The sequence below is a fragment of the Paenibacillus sp. PAMC 26794 genome (genome assembly GCF_000316035.1).
In the GTDB taxonomy this organism is placed as follows: domain Bacteria; phylum Bacillota; class Bacilli; order Paenibacillales; family Paenibacillaceae; genus Paenibacillus.
Genome location: NZ_ANHX01000058.1, coordinates 12,178 through 31,431, shown reverse-complemented (window position 1 = coordinate 31,431; position 19,254 = coordinate 12,178). Strand labels below are relative to the sequence as shown.

Here is a 19,254-nt window from a genome sequence, read left to right as displayed (position 1 = left end):
TTCAACCCAAAAAGAAGACCGGTAACCTTTCATTTAATGCAGGTCAAAGGTCTTCTTTTATTTACTGTATTTATATGTGCTCGCATTCAGGATATCCACATGGACCTCAACCTTGCCAAGTTTGAAACGCTCAAGGGGATCAGCCCGTTGGGCGACTTCCTGTTCCCATAAGGGTAAATTGTGGCGATAGAGATATTCCACCAGACCATACGAATCGATCTTGCGTGATTTGGTTTTTTCAAACGTATCGCGAATTTGGGATTCAATCTGTTTTTCAGCTTCTTGTTCCATGGCATGAGGCGTGCGTGGGGCTCCATGGTCTTCGGTGATGGAACTTTTGACCGAGGTAACCAGATCGAATGTGACGCCGTCTCCTTGTTTCCTCGCCTTAATTCTAGTCTTGGGATGACGAAGCATCAGGGTTAGATCAGGAGTCTTCCCGCCATTCCCATTCACGTACAATGGATATTGATGAACGCGCTCATAATTTACGTATCTTGTACCATCTGTGTCTGCTCCCGCAACTCTACCCTGACTTATGCCTTTGGAAATGACATAAAATCCATCCATTCTAACAAGGGGTGGAGTTTTATCGCCGTTGGACCAAGTTTCATTCCTCGTTGAAACCGAGGGTAAAAGAACAACGGAAGCAGGCTCTCGCAGACCATCAAGAAGCTGATGAAGACGAATGGGCTCATAACCGGAATGCTGTTTATACAACCTCATGGGTTCAAACAGTTCGATCGTTTGAGCAGATTGGTTTAGCAAAGCAGAGGGAGAGAGCACTTCCGTGATATTCTGCTCCGTCGCGTAGATCCAGGGTGTATATCTCAGCTGTCCCGAATGCAGCAACGTATTAAATATATCCTCCAGCTTCCCGTCCAGAGCATTTTTCGATAAAACAATAGCTTTAACATGAGTGAAGAGCGTTTGCTGCTGTGAGGTTTCATACAGATCATTAATAGCCATGCTGAGTGTTGTACCCTCGCCCCGTCCAATCCAGATATCCCTTGTTTCCCGGGAAGTTGGCGTTTCCTGTTTTGCGATACTGGAGAAGTCAATTAACTGGGCATACACAATATATTGGTTGTCCACATAGTCTATTCCAATAGCCGTGATGAAGTTAATACTTTGCACCTCTTTGGAATCCCAGCATCCCGTTAGAAGGATTAAACACCCCACAAGTAGGCCACTCATGGATGTCCATCTGGTCATGACCGTTTTCTCCGGCGAGTGGAATCTTGGGTGTGCAGTGCTTCTGGACGCTGGGTTCTTTTCATGGAAGGGGGCATGGATACGGCCTGAGTGAAGTCTCCGGGAATATAGGGAGATACGGGTGACAGATAGGATACGCCATAACACTCCAAGGATACCAGGTGCACCAACAGAGCGAACAGTCCGATCATAAATCCGAATAACCCAAGAATGGAAGAGATGAGTAACATCCCGATACGAATGTGTGCAGTAGCCCCGCTGAGCACGGTATTCACTAGAATATAGCTGGAGATGACTGAGATCGCTACCGTGACTATGATGGTGGGAGACGTAATCCCTGCACGAATAGCCGCATCCCCAATGATAAGCCCGCCGACCACACTGACGGTCTGCCCCAACGCACGTGGTAACCTGCGACCGGCTTCGTTAAATAGTTCGAACATAAAAATCATCAGGAACGCTTCCAGCGTTACCGGCATGGGCAGGCCCATCCGAGTACCGGCAATCGTAGCCAAGAGAGGTAACGGAATCTGTTCCACATTGAAACTGGTCAGGCCGATATAGAAGGCTGGGAAGAAACAGGCAATCAGCAGACCGGAAATACGCAAAATCCGTTCGAAGGTAACGATGAAAAAAGGTGTGCTTTCGTCTTCCGGAGACTTCAACTGATTAAAAAGTGTAGTTGGTGCGATGACCGCCACGGGAGAACCTTCAATGAGAACGGCAAAACGTCCATTTAACAGGGAATCGACGACAAAATCAGGACGTGCGGTATTATCTGTAAGTGGAAAGATACTCCGAATCCCTCCCATGACAGCTCGCTCCATGATTGAGGTGCCCAGAATGCCGTCAATCTCGATCTGATCCAGATTGTGTCTTGCTTCCTTCAGAATGTCTGGATTGATAATATCTTTTACATATAGAAGTCCAATGGCTGTCTGGGTACGACCGCCTTTGACATATTTCTCATAACACATCGAAGATGTTTTCATTCGTTTGCGAATAAGGGCCACGTTGGTAGTGAGTTCTTCGGTGAATCCATCGCGCGGGCCTTTAACTGATGTTTCAATGGCTGATTCTTCTGGACTGCGTCCCGGGATATCAGCAATATCCACACTGCAGGACTGCACACCATTACCGAAAATGATCAGTAGTTGTCCACTAAATATCAACATATTAAGCTTGTTAGTATCTGTGAGGTCATCCAACGGATTCAATGTTAATCCCAATTCTTTGGGATGTGATTCCTCAATGATCAGGGAGTGTTGTTCCAGACGGGGAATAATAAATTGGTTAATTTGTTTACCGTCGACGAGACCGTCGCAATAAAGCAGAATTACGGGCTGATCAGATTCGCCTTTAACAGGAAAGGTCTGAATAACAACATCTGCGCATGGATTAAATTGCTCTTTCAAAGAGGCAAGCAGTGTTTCATGGGACGTGGTGTCAATCGCTTGATGCTCCATGATGTTTCCTCCTCTGATGGCGTGAATGAATAAAGGCAACCGTCGTTGCGATAATCGCAAGTCCGCTCAGATACACGAGATTGAACGGAAATATGTATTCGACCAGAAGCTTTTCGAAGGTCATATCATCCAGAGGATACAACATGGTTAGAATAAAGAAGACACCTAACGAGATACAACTGATAAGCCTTCTGGTAGAGCTCTTAATATTCCATATTTCTACTACAATATACATGGCGAGACTAATCCGAGTGAACGAGCCTGCGAGCCACTGGTAGATGGAAAAAAAGTCAGTTTGGGCGATGTATTTGCCCAAGGAGGCAATTCGCCATTCTTCAAAGGCGGGATATCGCATTTTGGCAGCCTCAAAAGGATCAAATTCCACAATCGCCCCGATGAGTGGGCCGACAGTCAGTCCCACAAGAATGAGTGCGAGCATCAGATACTGCCATACACGTATACGTTTGGTGAGATGAGGCTGGATATACCAGATGAACAGCAGTTCAAACATGCCTGCAAGACTGTAAATCATGCCATTCAACACCGGATGCCAGCCATGTTCTAACACAGGCAGGAGACGGCTGTAATCCTTGTATTGAGTGTTCACAATGGCAACATAGAAGCCCAGCAGTACCACCAGTGGCAGGATCAATCCTGCGGTAAATGCCAGTGAGCGGATGCCTTTATATGCCCCATAGGCACAGAGAGACATGAGGGCAATACTGGTTACCAGAATTGGCGTTTCTGTCAGGTAATTTGTTTTGGCCCAAGTCGTGGTATCGTGCAGGGTGAAATAGATTGCGCTCAGAAAAAAGAGACTGTTCCCAACTCGAAATAACATGCCAATGGGCTTGCCGAGACGGGATGTTAACCATTCATGCAGGGTTTGATGCTGGAGGAAACGAGAGACATAAGCGAGCATTAGCGCAAATATCAGAAATGGTCCGGCTGATAGCAGGACGGAAATCCAAGAATCCCTTTTGGCCGCAGCCAAAAGGGCAGGAATAATCAGAACATGGCTGATCAAGCCAACGGACAACATGATCAACATCATAGCTTGCAAAAAAGAAGGCTGTGTTCGTTTCATGCTGAGGGGTCTCCTTTTCCCAATAGACTGTCCTCAGCAGTGTTAACGTGATTGGAGCGCTTCATACCGTCAGTCGAAATAACGAATACCCATGGCTTCTCTTACCTCTAGCATCGTTTCCCGGGCCGCTTTCCTGGCCTCACGGGTACCCTCGATAAGAATCTCTTTCACCTGATCATCACGCTGTTCATAATAATTCCGTCGTTCGCGAAAAGGAGCAAGCAGATCATTGATGGCTCCACCTGCGATCTGTTTACAATCCTTACATCCAATCCGGCCCTGACTGCAACTGGCATGTATTTCGTCTGCGTTCTCCTTGCGGAAGAGCTGATGATAGGCAAAAACAGGGCAGATATCCGGGTGTCCCGGATCAGAACGATGGATGCGAGCGGGATCAGTCTTGGCCTTGGTCAATCTGGCTTTTACATCCTCAGGACTTGCATTTAATGAGATCGCATTGCCCATGCTTTTGCTCATCTTACCAACGCCATCCAGCCCTCCAAGCCGCTCTCCGGTCAAAATGCGGGGTTCGGGGAGGATAGGAGCGTATAACTCGTTGAACCGGCGAACCAATTTTCTTGCTGTCTCAATGTGAGGAATCTGATCTTCTCCTGCCGGAACAAGGGTGGCTTTACAGAATGCAATATCAGCAGCCTGACTGACCGGATATCCGAGAAATCCGTAGTACAGGTCCGTATATCCACGATCACGTGCTTCGCTCTTGATGGTCGGATTATGCCGGAGTGTATTGACGGTGACAAACATCGAGAAGATCACAGTCAATTCAGCAATTTCCGGAATCATGGATTGAATGAACAGGGTAGCCTTGTTCGGATCAATGCCTACGGCGAGGTAATCAAGCGTGACTTGATGAACACTATCTGCAATCAGGCCAGGTTGATCATAGTGGGTGGTGAGTGCTTGAACATCTGCCAGTAAAATATAGGTTTTATACTCTTCCTGCAATTGTACCCGACTGCGCAGGCTGCCTACGTAATGGCCGAGATGAAGCTGTCCGGTAGTTCGATCTCCTGTCAAAATAATATCCTTGTTTTTGTTCATGGTTTATTCTCCTTTGGTTTTGTAATTTTTCAACGTTGAGCTGTCGCCACCAGCCGTCTTCCACGACCATCACCTCCTTTCAGCCTGCAAAAAAATCAAAAAAGCTTCGTCTTTTATCCCATTCCCCGGTTGGGAACAGAATAAAGGACGAAGCTTGTGCCTCGCGGTGCCACCTTCATTGGCCGCTCTGTTGCGGCCCACTTGAGGGATACGGACGAGGCATCTACCAGGAGCCCGTTTATGAGCTTCCATGCCTATCGATATCCTGTCCATGGATAACGGCTGGACATGCCGCCTCGCCTACTGAAAGTGTGTATTCCTGGTAACGGATACAGACTTTGTTCAACTCGGAACTCTGAAGCCCATTTCCACATATCCGATGCACCGACTCCCACCACCCGCCGGCTCTCTGTAGCATCCTGACATACGTACTTCTCTTCATCATCGTGGATAACACATGTTTACAATTTCCAGAATTATATCACGCCTTGATCCCGTTGACCAGCCTGTGTTTGCGCCCGCTCATATTGGTGCCAAGCACACCGGCGATAATCAACAATGCACCAATATAGTGGTAGCTGCCCACTGGTTCATGCAATATCCATGCACCTCCTACGATGGAGATGAGCGTGGACAGATTGCTGAATACACTCATTTGGGAAGCCTCCAGATGGGTTAGGGCATAGCTCGCGAGCAGGGTGGAGATCATGGTGGAAAGGATCGCCAGATAAGCGAGCGCACCCAGATAGGATGTATCTCCAAGCGGTTTGATGTAGTCCATCATGGAACCGCTGGACGCATGTCGGATCAGGGAAGCGGCGTTAAACACAATACAGCCAACCATCAACGTGACCCATGTTAATTCCATCGGTTTATACTTCTGCGTTAGCGGTCTCGCAAGCACACCATACCCTGCAAAACAGACCGTGGATAGCAGCAATAACGCAATACCCTTCAAATTGCCCGCAGACATGACACTTCCTTGCATCATCAGAATAAAAACAACTCCAGCAACAGACAGAAGCAGGAACAGCTTCTGCATCGTGGATGTACGTTCTTTCAGGAAAACTGAAGCGAGAACGAGTGTGAATACAGGGGCCATAGCCTGAATAATACCCGCTTCCGATGAGTTGGAAGAGACGAGTCCAAAGGCTTGAAAGGCAAAAAATAAGACGGGAGATAACAGCCCAAGTGGAATGATTCGCCACAGATCACGAAGGCTCAGTCGTATTTTGATCCAACCAAAAATGACAGGAATGCTGACAACGATCAGCGACAGCGCGAATCGGTGGGCAAGCACATCAATGGGATGTGCAACAGTGACGGTCATTTTAACAAATAGAAAAGATAGACCTATAATAGCCGCGTATAGTATAGCTGCGATATAAGCGTATCCCCGAGTGTGTGTTGTGTTCATGAATGCTCCTCCAATACAGTAGTCATAGCGCTTTATCTTTTATTATCCTGAAATATGTCAGGTTCGAGGCATGTGCTGGCCTTATTCAATATACTGCCAGGTGCATCGTGCTACAATAGATAAAAGGTTGAACTGTGTCGGTACAGTTGGAGAGGGATGGGTGCAGTGAGAAAATACGAAGTGATTGCCGAAGCATTAAAGCAATGGATTCAGGAACAGATGCAGCAGCAGCATCGTCACCAGTGGGCAGATAAGGGCATTCGACTGCCAGCCGTTCGAGTTGTAGCTGAACAGTATCAATGCAGTGTAAGCACAGCAATTCGTGCATATGAGTTGCTGGAGGAACGTCATTTGGTGTACGCCATACCTCAATCCGGTTATTATGCTGTACAGAATGGGACAGGTGCTCAGGACATGGACTGGCAGGGAGCGTTAGACTTCGCTTCGGCTGCTCCTGATCCGCGGGTCTTCCCTTATGCAGACTTTCGTCACTGTGTGGATCAAGCGATGGAGAAGAAGCAGGCAGAGTTATTCATGTACGGCACGGATCAGGGCTTACCTTCGCTTATTCTGCTGTTGCAGAAGCAGTTTGCGGATTATCAGGTATTTGCGAGAACAGAGCAGTTCTTTATCACATCAGGTGTGCAACAGGCACTGGCTGTACTTGCATTGATGCCTTTTCCCAATGGAAAGAGAAAAGTACTGTTGGAACTACCGACCTATCATAATATGCCCTCGCTACTGAGTGGATTAAATGTGCCGATTGCCGGTGTGAGACGTACCCTGGATGGGCTGGACTGGGCATCGCTTGAACGTCAGTTCGCTGAGGAAGATATCAAGTTTTTCTATGTCATGCCGCGCTTTCACAATCCAATTGGCACATCGTTGACTGTTGCTGACAAGAAGAGACTAATCCGGCTTGCACAGCGGTACGATGTCTATCTGGTGGAGGACGATTATCTGGCTGATCTGGAGGACAATACGAAACAGGACCCATTATGGTCCTATGATACCGAAGGCCGGGTCATCTATCTGAAGAGTTACTCCAAAATTTTGTTTCCAGGTCTGCGCATTGGTGTAGCTGTTCTGCCCTCACCACTAATTCAATCTTTTGGGGCTTACAAAAAAATGCTCGATATCGACACTTCCGTTCTGTCTCAAGCTGCTCTGGAGATCTATGTCCACAGCGGAATGTTTGCTCATCACAGGAAAGTGATTCGTAACCGCTATGCTGCCAGAATGCATACGGTGCATGAGCAGCTGGATACGTATCCAGATTTTGCTCCATTTATGGAGGCTCCTCGAACAGGAGGGGAGCATACGGTATTGCCTTTGGCAGGTGATATGCCGCTTCGTGTTCTGGTGTCCCGGCTTCAAAAGCGCGGAGTCATCGTTGATACGACAGAACGGTATTATCCGGAGGGAACATATCAGGCGCATCAGGATCAGATGCTGCGCTTGAACATCTCCAATGTGCCGAAGCAGCGAATCGAGGAAGGGATACAGAAGATCCGGGAGGAAATTTTGAAACTGCAGATCAGTCAGAGATAAAGACAAGACTATAACAGCAAGGCCATAACAATAAAACGCATATAGTTGTTGGACATAGCATCTATCTAGCCGTTTGTGGCCACTCACCACTACCTGTATATAACAAAAGGCGTCCACACAAGTTGATCACTTGTTGGACGCCTTTTCCATGAGTTGTTATCCATCTGCAATACAGCTTGTACGCTATATGGTAGATGGAAATAATCCGATTTATTCCTGAGCCATCGCCTTGAAGGAAGCTTCTGCGGCTTCCAATGTAGCCTGAACATCCTCGTCTGTATGAGCCGTGGTCAGGAACCAAGCCTCATATTTGGATGGAGCCAGGTTAATGCCACGGTTCAGCATGTGACGGAAGAAGGAAGCGAACAGCTCTCCATCCGTGTCTTGAGCATGATCATAATTCGTAACCGGATGGTCACAGAAATGGGTGGAGAACGCACCGCGGATCCGGTTGATCGTCAGCGCAATTCCATGACGGTCAGCAGAAGCTTGCAGACCTGTCGTCAGGTCGATAGCAAGACGTTCCATCTCTTCGTATACACCCTCGCCTTGCAGGACCTCCAGACATGCGATACCAGCCGAGATGGATGCAGGGTTACCAGCCATCGTTCCTGCCTGATAAGCCGGCCCGAGTGGAGCAACCTGCTCCATAACGTGTTTGCGTCCGCCGTAAGCACCGATTGGCAGGCCGCCACCAATAATTTTACCAAGAGCCGTCAGATCGGGTTCAATCTCCGCATGGTTATCGAGTCCGGCATACGTCTGAGTAGAACCGTAATGGAAACGGAAAGCTGTAATGACCTCGTCATAGATAACCAGTGAGCCGTTGGCGCGTGTCATGGTACAGAGACCTTCCAGGAAGCCAGGTTCCGGCATAACCATACCAAAATTACCCACGATTGGTTCAACCATGACCGCAGCAACATCATCACCCCAGCGCTCCAAAGCATCTTTCAGGGCTTCCAGGTCATTGTAAGGCACAGTAATGACTTCTTGTGCAATACTGGCTGGAACTCCCGCACTGTCAGGAATACCGAGCGTGGACGGACCTGAACCGGCAGCTACAAGCACCAGATCAGAGTGACCATGGTAACATCCGGCGAATTTTACGATCTTGTTGCGTTTGGTGTAGGCACGAGCGACCCGAATCGTGGTCATGACCGCCTCTGTACCGGAGTTAACAAAACGAACTTTATCCATTGAAGGAATGGCTTCCTTCAACATTTTGGCGAGCTTGATCTCAAGCTCTGTTGGGGTACCGTACAGTACACCATTTGCTGCTGCTTCCGTAATGGCCTGCGTAATATGCGGGTGGGCATGTCCTGTAACAATCGGACCGTAAGCGGCCAGATAATCAATATAACGGTTGTCATCGACATCCCAGAAGTGGGCCCCTTGGGCTTTTTTCATAAATACAGGTGCACCGCCACCAACGGCTTTGAACGAGCGTGAAGGGCTGTTAACACCCCCAACAATATGTTCAAGTGCTTCTGCGTATAGGAGTTCAGAACGGGAACGTGATGTATTCATAAGATAACTTCCTTTCGTAACTCAAAATATGATAGAGGTACAAACCACAGAAAGATATGATGATTTTCTCATAATATTATAGCCGGGCACAACGAGAGGGCAGCGTAATGGCTGCCCTCTGCATGTTTAGATTACTGAGCCGGTTGCTCTGACTTCTGATCGTCACCACTGGCTGTTTTATCTTCGGTGCTGGTCGTACTATCATCCGTTGTAGCAGGCGGGTGAATAATATCCTGAATATGCTGCTTCAATTTCTCTTCATTGGTAACCGTCAATACTTGCGCACCGCCTGCTGTACGTTCTTCTTTCAGCAGGTTCATTGGCGGAATCTGCTCACTGCCGTTCATGCTGCTCTGGTATCCGAGTCCACCCAGCTTCCACATGTCGGAGAGTGTCAGATTCGTATCTACGTAAGGATTAACCTGTTCCAGAATGGCAGGCAGTTTGGCAATGGTTGTCGTTGACTGCATTTTCGCTGTTACAGCTTTCAGCAATTCACGCTGACGCTCGGAACGAGCGAAATCCGACATGGCATCATGACGGAAACGAACGTACATGAGCGCTGTCTCACCATCCAGATGCTGATACCCTTTTTTGAGATCAATATCGTATTCGTTATTGTCTGCTTTACTTGTATAGTGCATGTCTTTCTCCACATCAAAATCAACACCGCCAACGGCATCCACCAATTTGATGAATCCCTGGAAATCCGTATACACATAATACTGTACAGGAATGCCGAGCAGGTCGCCGGCAGCTTGCATCGCTGCATTAGGACCATGGGTGATGGCAGTGTTGATCCGCTCCTTGCCATATCCGTTAATATTGACGTAAGTGTCGCGCAAAATGGAGAACAGATTGATTTTTTTGGTAAGCGGGTCGAGCGATACAACCATCATGCTGTCGGAGCGAGGAACTTCACCTTTTTTCAATCCACGTGCATCGACACCCATAACGAGAATATTTACCGTTTCTGTGCCTTCCCATTTGGGTGGGTCAGGCGTATTTACTTTCTCCACATTTTCGATGCCTGCGAATGGTGAATCGTCGCCGTCCTTTGCCAAACCGTCCAACTGATTGAGAATAGAACCGAAATAGTATGCCGCTGCTCCGCCGATAATCAACACGAAGGCGGCAAGAGAAATCCAGATGGTTCTCTTCGTCTTTCTGGTCATGCTAGCTCTCCTTTGTATTTGAGATGAAATAATAAAACGAGTTCGGGTATTGCTGAATTTCGACTGATACCATTATAATTTCTTTTTGGGCTACAAGCAATTTCAACAAAATCCAAGTGAGGTATAATCATGCTGGCGATTGATGTCAAAGATTTGCGCAAGTCGTTTAGCGTCCAGAAAAGCCGAGGTGGGCTGAAGGGCGCGTTCCAGGACCTGTTTGCACGTCAATACCAAGAGGTATTGGCTGTAAATGATATTTCATTTCAGATTCCGCAGGGCGAAATATGCGGATATATTGGGGAGAACGGTGCCGGTAAATCAACAACGATCAAGATGTTGACCGGCATTTTGGTGCCTACCTCTGGGCAAATATCGGTTGGTGGATATGTTCCGTATCAGGAACGTGAGAAGTTTGTACAGAATATTGGTGTTGTTTTTGGTCAGCGCAGTCAATTGTGGTGGGATATTGGCGTTATCGAATCCTTCCATTTATTGCGCAAAGTATATCGTGTCGGAGAGGTCGATTTCCGTAAACGGCTGGATGAACTGGTTGAGCGATTGCAGCTCCAGGACCTGTTAAGCCGTCCGGTGCGGAAGCTCAGTCTTGGTCAGCGTATGCGCTGCGAGTTAGTGGCAGCCTTGTTGCATAATCCAAGTATTGTTTTCCTGGACGAGCCAACTATTGGTTTGGATATTGTGGTGAAGTCGGAAATTCGGGATTTCCTGAAAGACATGAACAAGGAGCATGGAACGACCATTCTGCTCACAACCCACGATTTGCAGGACATTGAGGCACTGTGTTCCCGAGTGATCATGCTTGATGCAGGCAACATCATTTATGATGGAGGTCTGGATCATCTCAAGTCCCAGTGGGGTAAGGAGCGCGAGATCCGCTTCAAGTTCGGTTCAGCTCACAACATCAGTCAGATGCAGGAATGGACTGCTGCGTTGCCTGTACGTTGGACGGTTGAGAATGAATTGTCCGCATCCGTATGGATTCCGCTGGAACTGAATGTTTCGGATGTACTCGGACGTGTCGTTGGAAAAGCCGATATTACCGATATTCAGATTATTGAGATCAACACGGATGAGATTGTGCGCAGTATTTACCAATCCGGTTCCGCCGAGCGTCCCGAGATTGTGGGAGCAGGGAAAGAAGCGGTGGGTGTATCCTGAGATGAATAGTGCATTTATTGATTTTATGCGCATCCGTTTTCTAACGATGCTGGCATACCGGGTGAATTATTACTCCGGCATTTTGATATATACGCTGAATATCGGCGTGTATTACTTTACCTGGCAAGCTATTTACGGTAGCAGTGGTGAACTCGGCGGCTTCACGGCAGCGCAGATGACCACTTACATCGCTGTATCCTGGATGGCACGTGCTTTTTACTTTAACAACCTGGACCGGGAGATTGCCGCAGATATACGGGATGGCTCCATTGCGATTCAATTCATCAGACCGATCAATTACGTTATGGTCAAAATGATGCAGGGTCTTGGCGAAGGTATTTTCCGCTTCCTGCTGCTCATGATTCCGGGAATGCTCATTGCCATTCTGCTGTTTCCGGTTGAATTGCCTACGGCGCCATCGGCGTGGATTGGCTTTCTCGTCATGCTGTTCTTCAGTTTCCTCATTAATTCCCAGATTAATGTGATAACGGGACTGGCGGCATTCTTTGTGGAAAACAATGAAGGCATGATGCGTATGAAACGCGTCGTGGTTGATTTGTTCTCCGGTCTAATTATCCCGATCAGCCTGTATCCAGGCTGGATGTCCGCGGTGATGAAAGTATTGCCTTTTCAGGCCATTACGTATCTGCCCGGTTCCGTGTTCACTGGAAGAGTGGAAGGTACCGCCATCTGGAGTGTACTCGGTATTCAGGTGTTCTGGTTTGCCTTACTGCTGCTTCCGATGGTACTGATCTGGCGTAAGGCGCGCAAGCGTCTGTTCGTGCAAGGGGGATAACAGAATGTACTATATGGGTCTGATATGGGAATATTTGAAGAATTACATGAAAACACGACTCACGTACCGTGCTGATTTCTGGGTGGAGATCCTATCGGATCTGCTGTTCCAGGCAACCAACCTGATCTTTATCTTTGTGGTCTTCCGTCATACGGATAACCTGGGCGGCTGGAGTGAGAGTGAAGTACTCTTTGTTTATGGATATTTTATGGTGCCCTATGGCATCTTCAGTTGTTTTATCAATCTGTGGGGATTCAGCGAGCGGTATATCGTCAAAGGCGAGATGGATCGGATCCTGACACGCCCTGCACATAACCTGTTCCAGATCTTGCTTGAAAATGTGGACCCGCCTGCACTCGTGGGCTCGTTTATCGGCCTGATCATCATGATCTTCAGCGGAGCAGAGATGGGCTTGATGCTGGAATGGTGGCATATCCCTGCATTGATTATTTTGGCTCTCAGCTCAGTCATGATCTATGCCGGCATCTATACCACATTGACTTCGTTGTCTTTTTATTCGGACGCGCCAACAGGTATTCTGCCGTTGATGTATAACATTCAAGGGTATGGACGCTACCCGGTAACGATCTATAACCGTGCCATTCAGGTGCTGTTAACCTGGGTCATTCCGTTTGCCTTCGTGGGCATCTATCCGGCAGCCTTGTTCCTGGAGAGGTCCGAGATGCATCGCATGGCGCTCCTGACACCTGTGATGGGACTGGTGTTTGGTTCTATGGGATTGCTTCTGTGGAATTTTGGCGTGAAGCGGTATCGCGGAGCAGGTTCATAATAACGCCCTATAACAATTCATAGGGGAGATTAGGGAGGAACTGACATGACGTTAAAAGTAGGCGAATTGGCACCGGATTTTGAGCTTCCGTCCAGTACGGGAGAATCGGTAAAGCTTTCGGATTACCGCGGACAGCGGGTACTGCTTTATTTTTACCCTAAGGATATGACTTCGTCCTGTACGCAACAGGCTTGTGATTTTCGGGATCGACATGCTGAATTTGAAGGGCTGAACACGGTCATTCTCGGAATCAGCACCGATCCGATGAAACAACATGACAAGTTTATTGCCAGATATGGACTGCCGTTCACCTTGTTATCGGATGAAGAGCACGTTGTAGCCGAGCAATACGGGGTATGGCAGCTGAAGAAAATGTATGGCAAGGAGTACATGGGTATGGTTCGCTCCACTTTTCTGATTGATGAAGAGGGGAAATTGATCAAGGATTGGTCCAAAGTTCGGGTCAAAGGACATATTGAGGCTGCGCTTGAGGCTGTGAAGACATTTTAATAAATGATTTAGACATGTGTGAATAAATACATCTTAACCGTTCCATCATTAAAGGCTGTGCTTCGCGGAATTTACCGTGAACACAGCCTTTTTAGGTGGGCAATCGTTTATTATTGGTTGAATTGTTCTTGCTCTTGCCCGAACGAAGCCGATGCACGAGCAGAAGGAATAGCGGAATAAGAAAGCTTACCGTGATATCCCAATCCACCCAAGCGGGCATGATCGTATTGGTGTAGAAAATGACATTGGGAGAAATCAGTACAGCTAGAGCGAATAATAACATCGCTGATGGCAGGATGAGAGGCTTGTACGTCTTTAACCGAAATAGTTGAGCTGTTCCAACGACAAAGGAGAACATGTACAGCAGGCTTTTGAAATAGGTAGCAATTAACCAAGCAGTCGCCATAAAGGCCTCAATTCGCTCGAAAAAGTTGCCGATATTAATTTTCTGGGACAGGGTATAGGAAATGTAGATGTCATGCTGGGTCAGAAAGGGTCCAAAAATCATGAGCGAAATGAGCAACAGTGTGGTTAGCAGCAATCCTCCACATAAGGTAGCGAGTAACATATCACGTTTGATATGAGGCCCGGACATTACATATGGAAGAACCATGGTGATCACGATGAGTTCACCAAAGGAAGTAAAGGCTCCCCGAATGATGGAATGAATCAGATGGAGCCAAGGGGTGTTCAAATAAGGCTGCAGATGTGAACTGTTTACTTTGGGCATGAGCCCCAGAAATAACAGAATCATAAAGGCAACAACGATCGGAGTCAGCAGTTCACTGCTACTTCCTATCGTATGCAAGCCATGCATAAGCCCCCAGACCAGAGCGCACATAAGGATAATTATAATGACTCGAATGGGGGTCTGAAGGTAGATCTGTGTGGTCATAAAGTCACCGACTTCACGGATGCATATGGCAGCGCCTATGGCGAAATAAAATAGATATGCAGCCGACAAAACAGACCCCGCCCACCGGCCAAGTATTTTTTGGCAGATTTCAATAAGGGAAAGATCAGGATGCGTCTGATGAAGTTTGTATAGCACCCACATGATGAGTAAGCCGATCGGCTGACCGATAAGAGAACAGATCCATGCATCCTGTTGACCCGAAGCAGTAACCACGGAGGGATAGAGTAGAATCATGTCCCCAACCATGACGAGAAAGGTAAGGACTGCAAATTGCCTAATGGTGATTTTCTCCTTAATTAACATAGACCCCAGGCTCCTTCCCCAAAAAAAGTACTCATTCCTGTGATGAATTGTTTGGAGTAACCGATGATTTTCTGTAAGACTTGAGCAATTGTATCAACAGAAGGCAGCCGGGCAGAATGATCCCCAATGTGGTATCCCAATCTACCCAGTATGGAACAACGGTGATCACAATAAAGGTTATGCTGGGTGAGACCAGATTGGCTAATCCGAACACGAGTATGGACGCAGGGAGTACAAGCATTCGATACTGCTTAAGCTTGAACAGTTCCGCACAACCAACAATAAAGGCGTATAAGTATATCATCGCTTTGAAGTACGTAGAGATCATCCAGGAAGAAGCCATAATCGCTTCTATACGTTCAAAAAAGCTCCCAATACTGATTTTCTGGGACAAAACAAAAGATGCATATATGTTATGTTGCGTAAGAAAGGCACCCAGAACCAGCAGCGATATGGTAACAAGCGTTGCCAATATCAAACTGCCTAAGCCTGCTGCAATAAGCATATCCCGTGTTTGATGAGCCTGCTTGGCGGCATAGGGCAGAATCATCATGATGGGGACGACCTCACCGATGGGATATATAATGCTTACCAGAATGCCCTGCGAGATAGAGACGACGCCTGTATCACTTACTGGCTTCAAATTGCTGGTATCCACCTGAGGAAGCAGACAGACTGCAAGAACGACAATAAACACAATAACAACAGGCATCAGTAGTTCACTACTTCGTCCCATTGTCTCCAATCCATGCCACACTCCCCAGCCGATTACAATGACGAACATCAGAATAATGATGCGAATCGGGGTGTACTGAAAGATTTGTGTGGTCATGAAATCGCCGACTTCTCTCGTATGCGTGGAAGCCCCAATAATGAAAAAGAACAGGTAGAAGCAGGAAAAGAAAGTACCTGGCCAGAACCCTAGAATGCTTCGTGCCATCTGCACCAGATTTTTTTCTGGGTGCATACTACATAGCTTCAGGATCATGGCCATCAGTGCCATCCCCAGAGGAACGCCTATAAAAGCACAAATCCAGGAGTCTTGTTTGGCATAGGACGTGATGACTGAGGGGTAGATCAGCATCATATCCCCGACCACCATCATAAAAGTGAGCGTGGTCAATTGTCTTGTTCCAAGGCGCCCCTGTTCAAGCATAATGGTCCTCTCCTTTTTCTAGGTTCCCGTCAGATGTGCCAAGAATTGATTAACAGGTTCATAGATCCACATGATGATATAGAGCGGACTGGGGAAATCCCAGAGGTTGGCTGCAATCACACTGAACCCTGTGGCTATGACGAGCATTCCGCTGTACACAGCTGTTTCCCTCCATTCCTTGCGGCGGATGAGACCTGGAAGATCAACCAAGCCTACGAGGCCCCCTATGACAATGACAGTAATTGTAATCAACATCCGGTCTCACTCCTTCAAATCCTCCTTGAATGAATCATCCAGTGTACCTACACGTTTGATCTGTACATTGGCTTCATACGTAACATCCAGATTTTCAAAATATTGATCCCAATCCTTCTCAATCTTTTTAAAAAACTTAGGATCGGCATGATACACTTCCTGACCGAATCCAAAAATGTCAATATGGAACTTTCGCCGCACTGAATTCACGGATTTTTCCATCAGGTCTATCAGTCGCTCCTCACTGTCCTTTTCCAACTCTTTGAGCGTTTTCATTGAACCAATTCTGATTCCGCACTCTACTGCACCAATGGAAGACACATTTTTGAGTTTAATGTGGATCACAGGCTGGTCGTTAATGACCTTTGCTTTTCGTTGGGTCTTGGTGCGGAGAGCTTTGAACGTCACATTTCCTCCCTTTCGGCAAGGCATGTGACTGACGGTAGACACCACATTGTCGCGGATATAGTTGTATCCTTTCGATTCATCTTCGGTTAACCAGCCAACCAGTTTGTCCTTTTTGAAGATGCTTAATCCCGTAGAATTCAGTCGAGCAGGAGACTTGATTGTCCCAATATTATCTTTGCTTCCGCTTCTCGCTAAATTGCCAACGACCTCTACACCAGTGATTACAGGCTGTATTCCAGGTGTCAGCATATATTCAACTAATTGGTCGCCGGTTACGGTTGTTGTGGGAGACCAGGTCTTGGCAGACACGTCCAAAGAATTAAATAACTTCTCCGCAGGAATGTTTTCCAATGGGGTAAGTACGTCCAGTACTTTGGAAGCTGTAGTATTTCGTGCAACCATGACGTAATAATCGGGTCTAGCAGTAGGTTCCCTCATTAACGCTTCCATGACATCGTAGATGCCATCTTTGCGTGCATATTCTTCGCCGAATACCAACACACGGATATGCGCCATAAATATACGGCGTGGACTTGTCTCGGTCAGCTTCTGAATCGCTTCAAACAGCGTTGGCGCGGATGCTTCGTACAGCGTGACAGGAGTGCCATTCCCTCCCCCTGACTTGGAGGATACTTCATTCGGGACAACGACCTGAGCACTCACTTTAATCAAATCGCCATCCTTGTCTACACCAAGACCCAGCATAATGCCAAGTTCATTCAGTTCCTGGCGATCCCAGCATCCGGTAAGGAGAGGGAGCAGGAATGCAATGCATACAATTAATCGGAAGCTCTTGTTCATACGTTGTTCTCCTTACCGAATTAACGCTTCATTTTTTTGCTGCCTTGTCTGGTTTTGTTCGGTGTACCCGTAGAGAGTGGACGGGTTTTCATACGGGACCAGGGTACACGAAACAGCGTATCTTTCAGATCTTTCTGAATCAGAGGTGCAAAGGGAGACATATACGGTACGCCAAAAGAACGCAAGCTGCACAGGTGTGTAACCGTGATGAGCAAAACAATTAGAATACCGTAGAAACCAAAAGCTGCCGCGAGTATCATCAATACAAATCGCAGAATTCGGACAGAGATGGACAGTCCATTCTCTGGAATGACATAACTGGATATGGCCGTTATGGATACGATAATAACCATTGCAGCGGAGACAACTCCTGCATCTACGGCTGCTTGGCCAATGACCAGTGTTCCGACAATGGAAACGGCCTGACCGACCGTTTTCGGAATACGTATACCTGCTTCTCGCAAAATTTCATAGGTCAGTTCCATCAGTATGGCTTCAATGAATGCGGGAAAAGGAACGCCTTCACGTTGAGCTGCCAGACTAATGAGCATATTGGTGGGCAACATTTCCTGGTGAAAGGTGGTAATGGCAATATAGAATGATGGAGCTAGTAAAGCGATAAAAAAGGACAGATAACGAATCAAGCGAATCAATGTGCTGATATCGGCCCGTTGATAGTAATCCTCCGGCGATTGGAAGAAATGCACGAACAAGGCAGGAACCAGCAGCACAAAAGGCGTACCGTCCACGATGATGGCTACTCTGCCCTCAAGCAAAGCAGAACAAACCGTATCTGGACGTTCACTATTGTAAACCGTGGGGAATAACGTTCTGGTTTCGTCTTGTACAAGTTCCTCGATGTACCCGCTCTCCAGAATCCCGTCAATATCGATCTCATCGAGCCTGCGCCTTAGTTCCTCTACCACTTCCGGATCAACGGTATGCTTCAGATATAAGACCGCAACCCTTGTTTTGGTGATCCGGCCAATCTCCTTTTCTTCGATCCAGAGATGAGGGTCACGAATCCGTTTGCGAATCAAGGATGTATTTGTACGCAAATTTTCATTAAATCCCTCCATAGGACCTCGAACAACGGTCTGTGAGATGGGTTCACCAACAGCACGATCTTCCCAACCCGCTGCGGCAATTTTTAACCCGCGTGCACAGCCTTCGAGTAGCAGGATGGCCGAACCGGACAGGAGAGCATTAAGCACATCTTCCATGTCATCCACAAATGTTACATTGCTCGCAGCCAGAATGTCATTCTGGAGGTAGCTCAGATGCTCATCATCTGCAGAGAATTCCGGAAGTTCATGTGTCTTTAACAGGGATTCCAGGATGGAATGATTCAGAATCTGCACATCCACTAATCCATCGATGTACAACATAACTGCAGGCCATTTATGTAAACACTGGAGAGGGCGCATCATCAAGTCGTTGCTGTTCCCCATCACTTGCTTGCAGTATTCCATATTTTCGCTTAGATCCGGAGAGATTTGCCTCTGATCTTGACGATCCTGCGTTGAGTTGCTCATACCTTCACCTCCCTATACACCCTATATTTTCAAGTTAGTATGACCTGGATGAATTCGGATTATCACAAAAAAAAAGGAGCCGCGATTATTCGCAACTCCTTGCCT

The 19,254-nt window shown here is 47.3% G+C and carries 17 protein-coding genes and 1 other annotated feature; of the genes, 5 read left to right on the top strand and 12 right to left on the bottom strand.

What is annotated here, in order from left to right; genetic code table 11:
• Nucleotides 1-57 precede the first annotated feature (57 nt).
• The 5 genes from D829_RS0120205 to D829_RS0120180 all read right to left on the bottom strand — a co-directional run bounded on the left by D829_RS0120205 (nt 58) and on the right by D829_RS0120180 (nt 6,247).
• Complete coding sequence (locus D829_RS0120205; protein ID WP_017690744.1) at nt 58-1,215, bottom strand: Ger(x)C family spore germination protein; 1,158 nt, start codon at nt 1,213-1,215, stop codon at nt 58-60.
• Nucleotides 1,212-2,681, bottom strand: coding sequence for a spore germination protein (locus D829_RS0120200; protein ID WP_017690743.1), 1,470 nt, complete (start codon nt 2,679-2,681; stop codon nt 1,212-1,214). Before D829_RS0120200 ends, D829_RS0120205 begins: the two co-directional genes overlap by 4 nt.
• On the bottom strand, nt 2,662-3,768 hold the full coding sequence (locus tag D829_RS0120195; protein WP_017690742.1) for an endospore germination permease: 1,107 nt from the start codon (nt 3,766-3,768) through the stop codon (nt 2,662-2,664). Before D829_RS0120195 ends, D829_RS0120200 begins: the two co-directional genes overlap by 20 nt.
• 69 nt (nt 3,769-3,837) lie before the next feature.
• Complete coding sequence (gene trpS, locus D829_RS0120190) at nt 3,838-4,830, bottom strand: tryptophan--tRNA ligase (protein WP_017690741.1); 993 nt, start codon at nt 4,828-4,830, stop codon at nt 3,838-3,840.
• A gap of 140 nt (nt 4,831-4,970) precedes the next feature.
• Nucleotides 4,971-5,284 (bottom strand) — a binding site (T-box leader).
• A gap of 27 nt (nt 5,285-5,311) precedes the next feature.
• Nucleotides 5,312-6,247 (bottom strand): DMT family transporter, encoded by a 936-nt coding sequence (locus D829_RS0120180; RefSeq protein ID WP_017690739.1) that lies wholly within the window; start codon nt 6,245-6,247, stop codon nt 5,312-5,314.
• A gap of 165 nt (nt 6,248-6,412) precedes the next feature.
• Here D829_RS0120180 and D829_RS0120175 point away from each other — a divergent pair, with 165 nt between their 5' ends.
• Nucleotides 6,413-7,798: a PLP-dependent aminotransferase family protein gene (locus D829_RS0120175; protein WP_241230800.1), complete on the top strand. Its 1,386-nt coding sequence runs from the start codon at nt 6,413-6,415 to the stop codon at nt 7,796-7,798.
• Nucleotides 7,799-8,008: 210 nt separating this feature from the next.
• On the opposite strand, the gene D829_RS0120170 is transcribed toward D829_RS0120175, so the two are convergent.
• Together D829_RS0120170 and D829_RS31610 are read right to left on the bottom strand one after the other, a co-directional pair.
• Nucleotides 8,009-9,328, bottom strand: a complete 1,320-nt coding sequence (locus D829_RS0120170; protein WP_017690737.1) for a glutamate-1-semialdehyde 2,1-aminomutase — start codon at nt 9,326-9,328, stop codon at nt 8,009-8,011.
• A gap of 131 nt (nt 9,329-9,459) precedes the next feature.
• Nucleotides 9,460-10,503, bottom strand: a complete 1,044-nt coding sequence (locus tag D829_RS31610) for an LCP family protein (protein WP_017690736.1) — start codon at nt 10,501-10,503, stop codon at nt 9,460-9,462.
• Between the two features lie 129 nt (nt 10,504-10,632).
• On the opposite strand from D829_RS31610, the gene D829_RS0120160 reads away from it, so the two are divergent.
• Genes D829_RS0120160 through bcp form a run of 4 tightly spaced genes read left to right on the top strand, consistent with a single transcriptional unit; the run spans nt 10,633 to nt 13,775 of the window.
• Nucleotides 10,633-11,679 carry an ABC transporter ATP-binding protein gene (locus D829_RS0120160; protein WP_017690735.1) on the top strand — a complete coding sequence of 349 codons (1,047 nt, stop codon included), beginning with the start codon at nt 10,633-10,635 and terminating at the stop codon, nt 11,677-11,679.
• Nucleotide 11,680: 1 nt separating this feature from the next.
• On the top strand, nt 11,681-12,475 hold the full coding sequence (locus D829_RS0120155) for an ABC-2 family transporter protein (protein ID WP_026081300.1): 795 nt from the start codon (nt 11,681-11,683) through the stop codon (nt 12,473-12,475).
• Nucleotides 12,476-12,479: 4 nt separating this feature from the next.
• The gene (locus D829_RS0120150; RefSeq protein ID WP_017690733.1) at nt 12,480-13,265 is read left to right on the top strand and encodes an ABC-2 family transporter protein; all 786 of its coding nucleotides are present in this window, start codon (nt 12,480-12,482) and stop codon (nt 13,263-13,265) included.
• Nucleotides 13,266-13,310: 45 nt separating this feature from the next.
• The gene (gene bcp / locus D829_RS0120145) at nt 13,311-13,775 is read left to right on the top strand and encodes a thioredoxin-dependent thiol peroxidase (RefSeq protein ID WP_017690732.1); all 465 of its coding nucleotides are present in this window, start codon (nt 13,311-13,313) and stop codon (nt 13,773-13,775) included.
• A 91-nt stretch (nt 13,776-13,866) separates the two neighbouring features.
• On the opposite strand, the gene D829_RS0120140 is transcribed toward bcp, so the two are convergent.
• Genes D829_RS0120140 through D829_RS0120120 form a run of 5 tightly spaced genes read right to left on the bottom strand, consistent with a single transcriptional unit; the run spans nt 13,867 to nt 19,149 of the window.
• Nucleotides 13,867-14,994 (bottom strand): endospore germination permease, encoded by a 1,128-nt coding sequence (locus tag D829_RS0120140; protein WP_017690731.1) that lies wholly within the window; start codon nt 14,992-14,994, stop codon nt 13,867-13,869.
• 31 nt (nt 14,995-15,025) lie between these two features.
• Nucleotides 15,026-16,150 carry an endospore germination permease gene (locus D829_RS0120135; protein WP_017690730.1) on the bottom strand — a complete coding sequence of 375 codons (1,125 nt, stop codon included), beginning with the start codon at nt 16,148-16,150 and terminating at the stop codon, nt 15,026-15,028.
• A gap of 18 nt (nt 16,151-16,168) precedes the next feature.
• Nucleotides 16,169-16,405 carry a hypothetical protein gene (locus D829_RS0120130; protein ID WP_017690729.1) on the bottom strand — a complete coding sequence of 79 codons (237 nt, stop codon included), beginning with the start codon at nt 16,403-16,405 and terminating at the stop codon, nt 16,169-16,171.
• A 6-nt stretch (nt 16,406-16,411) separates the two neighbouring features.
• The gene (locus D829_RS0120125) at nt 16,412-17,614 is read right to left on the bottom strand and encodes a Ger(x)C family spore germination protein (protein ID WP_017690728.1); all 1,203 of its coding nucleotides are present in this window, start codon (nt 17,612-17,614) and stop codon (nt 16,412-16,414) included.
• 20 nt (nt 17,615-17,634) lie between these two features.
• Nucleotides 17,635-19,149 (bottom strand): spore germination protein, encoded by a 1,515-nt coding sequence (locus D829_RS0120120; RefSeq protein ID WP_017690727.1) that lies wholly within the window; start codon nt 19,147-19,149, stop codon nt 17,635-17,637.
• Nucleotides 19,150-19,254: the final 105 nt, after the last annotated feature.

Bases quoted from the DNA above. Each gene is read 5' to 3' on its own strand.
- D829_RS0120140 (WP_017690731.1), bottom strand. From the start codon at position 14,994: ATGTTAATTAAGGAGAAAATCACCATTAGGCAATTTGCAGTCCTTACC.
- D829_RS0120120 (WP_017690727.1), bottom strand. From the start codon at position 19,149: ATGAGCAACTCAACGCAGGATCGTCAAGATCAGAGGCAAATCTCTCCG.
- D829_RS0120170 (WP_017690737.1), bottom strand. From the start codon at position 9,328: ATGAATACATCACGTTCCCGTTCTGAACTCCTATACGCAGAAGCACTT.
- D829_RS0120125 (WP_017690728.1), bottom strand. From the start codon at position 17,614: ATGAACAAGAGCTTCCGATTAATTGTATGCATTGCATTCCTGCTCCCT.
- D829_RS0120160 (WP_017690735.1), top strand. From the start codon at position 10,633: ATGCTGGCGATTGATGTCAAAGATTTGCGCAAGTCGTTTAGCGTCCAG.
- D829_RS0120195 (WP_017690742.1), bottom strand. From the start codon at position 3,768: ATGAAACGAACACAGCCTTCTTTTTTGCAAGCTATGATGTTGATCATG.
- D829_RS0120135 (WP_017690730.1), bottom strand. From the start codon at position 16,150: ATGCTTGAACAGGGGCGCCTTGGAACAAGACAATTGACCACGCTCACT.
- D829_RS0120130 (WP_017690729.1), bottom strand. From the start codon at position 16,405: ATGTTGATTACAATTACTGTCATTGTCATAGGGGGCCTCGTAGGCTTG.
- D829_RS0120200 (WP_017690743.1), bottom strand. From the start codon at position 2,681: ATGGAGCATCAAGCGATTGACACCACGTCCCATGAAACACTGCTTGCC.
- bcp (WP_017690732.1), top strand. From the start codon at position 13,311: ATGACGTTAAAAGTAGGCGAATTGGCACCGGATTTTGAGCTTCCGTCC.
- trpS (WP_017690741.1), bottom strand. From the start codon at position 4,830: ATGAACAAAAACAAGGATATTATTTTGACAGGAGATCGAACTACCGGA.
- D829_RS0120205 (WP_017690744.1), bottom strand. From the start codon at position 1,215: ATGACCAGATGGACATCCATGAGTGGCCTACTTGTGGGGTGTTTAATC.
- D829_RS31610 (WP_017690736.1), bottom strand. From the start codon at position 10,503: ATGACCAGAAAGACGAAGAGAACCATCTGGATTTCTCTTGCCGCCTTC.
- D829_RS0120180 (WP_017690739.1), bottom strand. From the start codon at position 6,247: ATGAACACAACACACACTCGGGGATACGCTTATATCGCAGCTATACTA.
- D829_RS0120150 (WP_017690733.1), top strand. From the start codon at position 12,480: ATGTACTATATGGGTCTGATATGGGAATATTTGAAGAATTACATGAAA.
- D829_RS0120155 (WP_026081300.1), top strand. From the start codon at position 11,681: ATGAATAGTGCATTTATTGATTTTATGCGCATCCGTTTTCTAACGATG.